Origin of the sequence: Kitasatospora sp. NPDC005748, assembly GCF_040630735.1 — a bacterium.
Lineage (GTDB): Bacteria > Actinomycetota > Actinomycetes > Streptomycetales > Streptomycetaceae > Kitasatospora.
This window is the reverse complement of sequence record NZ_JBEXYD010000040.1, coordinates 67,334-73,333: the sequence shown is the minus strand read 5'-3', so window position 1 is coordinate 73,333 and position 6,000 is coordinate 67,334. Positions and strand designations below refer to the sequence as shown.

Below are 6,000 nucleotides of genomic sequence, written 5' to 3'. Positions count from 1 at the left end.
TGGAACGGAACCGCCAGATCACCCCCTCGAACTGGTCACGAAGCCGTTCGGGGTACGGCCCGAACCTGCCGATCGGCAGATAGGGCTCGATCAAACTCCACTGCTCGTCGGTGAGTTGCCTACGCGTCACAGCCAACATTCTTATCGGGTTCTGCCCTGGAGCAGGGGCAGAACCCGAAGATTGATCACAACATCACACAGGCCCTAGCTCATAGCTGACAGGTCCTCAATTCTGGCCCCCCTTGGCGGTCCCCTGGTGGAAAATGCACCCCTTCGTGGCCCCTCTCCTACGGCATGCCCGCGCCGTTCAATGACTAACAGCCGCCCGGCGCGAGGAATCACCGATCCCCCTCGGCTCCGTGGAAGAGCGCCGGGCGGCCCCTGACTACCGGAGGCCGCCCTGACGACCATGACGACGCTGCTGCTCACCGAGCGCGGCCTGATCCATGCCGACACCGACGAGGCAGGTAGGGTCACCGCGCTCTATGTCCCGGCCGAGAGCCGGGCGCTCCTTCCGGAGATCCGCCTATGGCAGCTCCAACGCGGCCGGTGGCTCCGGCAGTACCGGGGGCTGCGGTGATAACCGCACTTGACGTGCCCACCATGCAGCGCCGCCGCCGCTGCATGCGGCACATGCCCTGCGCCCCCGAGTCGGCGAGGAGCGCCCGACACCTGGTCCAGGAGAAGCTGACCGATTGGGGCCGTCTCGATCTGCTGGAAGATGCTCGGCTGATTGTCTCGGAACTGGTCGGCAACGCAGCCCGGCATACCGGTTGCACCTGGCTGTGTGCGGCACTCGGCCTGGACGGTGACCGGCTCAGACTGGCGGTCCGCGATTCGTCACGCGCCCTGCCCGTGGTCGTCAAGACCGGGGTCACCGAGACGTCTGGGCGCGGCATGGGCCTCGTCGACCGCATCGCCAACCGCTGGGGTGTCGACGAAGCCCCGTTCGGCAAATGGGTCTGGGCCGAGATCGGCTGCCCACCGAAAACCCTGTCGCAGGCAGGAGCTCAGGGCGTCACAGCCACCGAATACCGCTCAGCGAAGGAGGGGAACACGTGCACAACCTGATCGCCAGTCCGTTCCTGGACGAATACCTGTTGGTGCGCCCCGGTGGCCGGGGTGGTCTCCGGCTCCCGCAGGCCAACTACGAGGATCTGCGCGCCCATAACCCCGCTCAGGCAGCTCCCTCGTGGCTCGCGGACGCCGTGCGCGCCCAGTGGGCGGACCTGGACGTGACCAGTCGTCCTGCGGGTGACGTCCTGCTGGTCCGACAGCCCTCCACGTGGGGATACTCGCGAGCCAGCTGGGAGATCAACCTCGGCTGCAACTACAAGTGCAAGCACTGCTATCTCGGGCTCAAGGTCAACTCGGGCATGCCGCTCGCGGACAAGCTCACCTGCCTGGGCATCATGGCCGAAGCCGGCGTCCTCTGGCTCCAGATCACCGGGGGCGAGCCCACCGTGGACCGGGACTTCATGCCCTCGTATCGCCGTGCGTTCGAGCTGGGCATGATGATCACCGTCTCCACCAACGCCTCGTTGCTGTGGCGGGAGAACCTGCTGGAGATGTTCCGCGAGTGCCCGCCCTATCGGGTCACGGTGTCGATGTACGGGGCGACCAAGGCCAGCTACGACGAGCTGACCCAGCGACAAGGTGCCTGGGACCTGTTCATCCAGGGCATGAACGCCGGCCGCCGGGCCAAGCTGCCGCTTCGGATGAGCATCATCGTCACCGAGGACAACGCCACGGAGGAACTGGCGATGATCGACCTGTGTGAAGGCTGGGGGCTGGAGTACAACGTCTTCACCAACATGACTCCGACGATCTACGGCGGGGCGGAGTCGCTGACCGCGCAGTCCAAGGAACACCTGCGGATGCGCAAGCCGTTCGGCGGCTGCAACGCCGGGCACACCTTCTTCCACGCCGACCCACACGGGCTGGTGTCCATCTGCAAGATCGGCCGTGACGACCAAGTCAGCCTCCCCATCGAGGGGATCAACGGCCTCGCCCGGCTCGGCGCCATCGCCGACCGCCTCATGCTTCGCACCGGTGGATGCTCCGGCTGCCAGCTCTCCGGCGTGTGCACCGTGTGCCGGCCGCTGGCCAAGCACTACCAGGAGGCGAAGGCACCACTCGCAAGTTACTGCCAGCACGGGATCAAGAAAGCAGGGTGACATGACCGCTGTAGCTGTCGAACTCTTCCCGAGGCGTCCGCTCCCGGACGACGGCCCGGCCCAGCGCCTGCCGTACCTCACGCGGCCGATCGCGGCCCCGACCTCGCCCGTCACCGAGATCATCGCCGTCGGCGACCTGGACGACGTCATGGACAGCGTGAAGTGCTCGTGCAACGCGGGCGACGACAACCCGCACTGAACCACCCGCTGATCGCACCTGATCAGTAACGCTCAGGCCCCGGCGCTCTCCGCGTCGGGGCCTGAGCCGTGCGGGGCGGGCGAGTAGGGTGCGGCTATGGATCTGCGCTGGGACTTGCTGCGCCCCGTGATGTGCGTCCCCTATTTTCCGACGCTCGGGCCGCTCCACTCCGACGCTATCTCCGCGAAGCTTCTGGCCGAGGTGTTCGCCGTCGCCGGCACTGGAGAATTCTTGCCGTACGACAAGGACCGGCGGTGGTCCGACTACAAGGACGAGCATGTCCTGCTGGACGCCGTCGTTCAGGACCAGGCTCGCACGCTGATTCCCACCATCACCGGTCGCGGCATCCTGCGCGTCCATCTTTACGGTGCCCGCGAGTATCGCCAGGAGGCCGAGGAACTCGCCGCCAAGCTTGCCGCCGAGCATGACGGGGCTGAAGCCCGTGTGGTGTGGTTCCAGGACGCCGCCGACCCAGTGGCCGCCTCTACCCGCGTACAGCTCCGTACCTTCGACCAGGACGCACCAGCCGTCGAGGGAATCGAGGCTCTCGGCCAACAGCCCGAAGCCATCCGGACCACCTTCCCCGAGTTCGCCGAGAAGCTGGCCGGCGAGGGCTTCGTGTTCCTGCACTCCCGGATCGACAGCACCGGCCCTGTGCTGGTCGCTGTCCGGGACGAGCGCGTAGTAGGCGCAATCGGCCCCATGGAGACCATGGCCGACCCCATCGGTAGGCGACGACTTCTTCCGCAGTACTTCGGTGTTCTGCCGGAATACCGAGGCCTCGGCCTCGGTCGGCTCCTCTGGCGCTCGGCGATGCACTGGGGTAAGGAATACGGCGCCGACTACCAGCTCTTGCAGACAGCTGCCGGGGGCTCATCCGACCGACTGTGCCAGAGCGAGGGCCTGGCCGACCTCGGATTCGTCTGCACCACCACCGTCTGACGAGAGGCTCACGACGGACGAGGAGCCGCTGAAGAGGCCCGATGAGTGGCGGTCGCCGAAGGTGTGGCGATCAGGTGGCGATCGGACCGCCGGAAAGAGCGTTTCCGCAGGTAGCTGCTGGTGCGGAGACTGTTCCCGGCGTACAGGCCGACTCTTCCGCCCCTCTCCGCTCCTGCCCGCCCCGGCACGGGCGCGGGCAGCGCCCGCCCGTGCCGGGAGCGACCGGTCCGTGCGCCGCTCAGGCCGGGTGGGCCCCGACCGCGTCGCGGATCTGTTCGCCCAGGCCGCCGTTGACCCGGGCGCAGTGCGCGCAGCAGAAGAACCGGCCGGCGACCTCGACGCCGTGGCCGACGATCCGGACCTGGCAGTGCTCACAGCGCGGGGCGAGCTTCTCCATCGCGCACTCGAAGCTGTCGAAGGTGTACACGTCGCCGGTGATCGTCTTGATCTCGAAGGACAGCCAGTAGTCGTTGGAGCAGACGTCGCAGACCGCCATGGGGCCGTCTCCCTTCCTGTCGGGGGGCTGACCGACCTGGCGGGCGCTCAGCCCTCCCAGTCTCGGAGCCCCCGGGGGGAGCGGCCACTCGGCGCACCCGGTCAGGCGGACCGGGCGGACAGCTCCTCCAGGGCGCGCACCGCGCGGTCGGCGTCGTCGGCGCCGACGAACAGGTGGTCGTGGTGGAAGCCGGCCACCACGTTGCAGCTGATCCCCTCCTCGGCGAGCCGCACCGCCACGGCGGCGGTCAGGCCGACGGCCTCCAGCGCCGAGTGGATGTGCAGGGTGATCCAGGCCGCCACGTACTCGTAACGCAGGCCGAGCGCGTCGGCCTCCTCCTGCGCGACCACCACCGTCACCCCCTCGGGTTCGGCGACCGTCACCACCGGCCGCATCCCGGCGGGCACCTTCGCGGGCAGCGTGCAGTACACGTAGCGCCCCGGGTTGAGCCGCGGGCGCATGCCGCGCAGCAGGGTCGCAAGATCTCGTTCTCCGGCCATGCCCGCCACCGTAACGGCTGGGGGGCGGGCACCGGCCCGCCGTCGCGGCGTGTCGGTGCCCGGGCCCGGCCCCCGGTCAGCCCTGCGTCTTGTGGCGCCGGCTCTTGAGCATCAGGGCGCGCGAGAACTGGTCGTCCGCGGTGGTGGTCCGCTTGGGGAAGTTGGCGTTCATCAGCTTCTGGTAGGCGTCGGGCCGGAACTCGGCCATCAGCAGCCAGCCGCTGCGGACGTAGTCGGTGGGCGCGCTGTTCCCGGCGCCGTCGGTGCCGTCGATCTTGCCCGCGTAGTGGTGCGGCGGCTTGCTCATCACGTCCACGAAGGTGTTCGCGAGCGGGGCCAGCATGGCCGGGGTGATCTTGTAGCGGCCCGACAGGTAGGCCCGGTACAGGCCCGCGCAGTCCAGGCTGCCGTGGTTGTTGTCCTCCTTGCCGTTGGTCGCCGGGGCGTACCCCCAGTCGTAGGCGGGCCTGCCGGCGTGGTCGGTGTAGGTGCGCACCGAGGAGAAGAACCAGTCGACGCTGCTCTGCACCAGGGCGTCGTACCGCTTGACCCGCTTCGGGTCGTCGCCGAGGAGCTGGTGGGCGATCGCCAGGTTCTGGAAGGCGTAGTCGAACATCATCTGCTGGTTCCACGGCACCGGCTGGCCGCCCTTGTAGGGCGAGTCCGCGGCGAAGTACTGGCGGTTGCCCTTGGAGACGTCCAGCAGCCGGGCCAGGATGTGCCGGTCGACGGCGGTGTCCGCCTCGGCGACGAACCGCTTGGCCCGGTCGAGGTAGGTGGCGCCGTACCCGTGCGGGTCGCCGGTGGTCACCGGCGTCTGCCAGAGCGCCGGCGTCCGCAGGATCAGCCGGGCGCAGTTGGCGAGGTGGCCCACCGGGTCGCCCTGCTCGCCGCCGGTGCCGACGGGCTTGGTGGTGACGTCGTTGGGCCAGGCGGGGTCGACCTTGCCGGTCCAGAGCACGTGCTGCCCGACCGGGCGCTTGGCCAGGTCGTTGCGCTCGGAGAGGACGGCGTCGCAGAAGACGATCATCCGGTCGAGGATCGCGCGGTCGGCGGAGACCTCGTACACCAGGCCCATCGCCTTGGTGTCCTCGCCGCTGTGGCCCTGGGCCCACTGGTTGCCGATGTTGTCGGCGGCCGGCGTGAGCGTCTTGATGTACGCGGTGAAGGACTTGATCTCGTCCGGGGTGACGGGGCCGTCCAGGCTGCTGAACGTCAGGGCCGGGCGGGCCTTGCCGACCGCCGCGACGGAGGCGGTCGCCCCCGTCCCCTCCGTCCCGGACGCCACGCCGGCGACCGCGATCACGCCGGCGCTGAGACAGGCCAGCGTCGTGCTTCCGAGCAGGACCTTCACGGGTTTCTTCGGCGCCATGCGCGGACCTCCTGGGCATCGGTCAGCCGTCTGACCGGGGTGAGCCGTCGTTCGGCCCCGCGCGCCCACGGCGAGCGGGGTCGAACCGGCCGGCCCGGAGGGCCGACACCACGGTTGACGGCCCCCGCACCGGCCCGGGTTCACCACCGGCGGGCCGCCCGCGACCGGTACCGGCCGCCCCGACTCCCGTGACAGTGCCGTCCGTTCACCGGCCCGTTCACCGGGCCGGTCCGGCCCGGCCCCACGGTGACCGGTCGGCAGCGCGCCGGGAGACGCCCCGGCGGCGGTGGCCCGTCCCTGCCGGCCGCACACGC

8 protein-coding genes and 1 pseudogene are annotated in these 6,000 nt (G+C 69.4%); 5 read left to right on the top strand and 4 right to left on the bottom strand.

The annotated features are described in order from the left end of the window. Positions 1 to 130 (bottom strand): annotated as a pseudogene (locus ABZ495_RS25475) (IS5/IS1182 family transposase); the annotation flags it as partial. Between the two features lie 279 nt (positions 131 to 409). On the opposite strand from ABZ495_RS25475, the gene ABZ495_RS25470 reads away from it, so the two are divergent. The 5 genes from ABZ495_RS25470 (at position 410) to ABZ495_RS25450 (ending at position 3,318) form a co-directional block, all read left to right on the top strand. Further along, positions 410 to 580 (top strand): hypothetical protein, encoded by a 171-nt coding sequence (locus ABZ495_RS25470; RefSeq protein WP_359838241.1) that lies wholly within the window; start codon positions 410 to 412, stop codon positions 578 to 580. Positions 581 to 594: 14 nt separating this feature from the next. Continuing rightward, a complete protein-coding gene (locus ABZ495_RS25465; RefSeq protein WP_359838239.1) occupies positions 595 to 1,071 on the top strand; it encodes an ATP-binding protein in 477 nt (158 codons plus the stop codon). Continuing rightward, positions 1,059 to 2,177 (top strand): radical SAM protein, encoded by a 1,119-nt coding sequence (locus ABZ495_RS25460; protein ID WP_359802807.1) that lies wholly within the window; start codon positions 1,059 to 1,061, stop codon positions 2,175 to 2,177. The genes ABZ495_RS25465 and ABZ495_RS25460 overlap by 13 nt, the downstream gene beginning before the upstream one ends. A 1-nt stretch (position 2,178) precedes the next feature. Further along, positions 2,179 to 2,376: a hypothetical protein gene (locus ABZ495_RS25455; protein WP_359802805.1), complete on the top strand. Its 198-nt coding sequence runs from the start codon at positions 2,179 to 2,181 to the stop codon at positions 2,374 to 2,376. A 96-nt stretch (positions 2,377 to 2,472) separates the two neighbouring features. Next, positions 2,473 to 3,318 carry a GNAT family N-acetyltransferase gene (locus ABZ495_RS25450; protein ID WP_359838237.1) on the top strand — a complete coding sequence of 282 codons (846 nt, stop codon included), beginning with the start codon at positions 2,473 to 2,475 and terminating at the stop codon, positions 3,316 to 3,318. Positions 3,319 to 3,556: 238 nt separating this feature from the next. Here the strand turns inward: ABZ495_RS25450 and ABZ495_RS25445 are convergent, their stop codons facing one another. From ABZ495_RS25445 to ABZ495_RS25435, 3 genes are all read right to left on the bottom strand, one after another. Continuing rightward, complete coding sequence (locus ABZ495_RS25445) at positions 3,557 to 3,814, bottom strand: Prokaryotic metallothionein (protein WP_329487397.1); 258 nt, start codon at positions 3,812 to 3,814, stop codon at positions 3,557 to 3,559. A gap of 101 nt (positions 3,815 to 3,915) precedes the next feature. Next, entirely contained in the window at positions 3,916 to 4,314 is a 399-nt protein-coding gene (locus tag ABZ495_RS25440) for an ACT domain-containing protein (protein ID WP_329487396.1), read from the bottom strand. Between the two features lie 76 nt (positions 4,315 to 4,390). Beyond that, positions 4,391 to 5,686 carry a hypothetical protein gene (locus ABZ495_RS25435; protein WP_359802802.1) on the bottom strand — a complete coding sequence of 432 codons (1,296 nt, stop codon included), beginning with the start codon at positions 5,684 to 5,686 and terminating at the stop codon, positions 4,391 to 4,393. Positions 5,687 to 6,000: the final 314 nt, after the last annotated feature.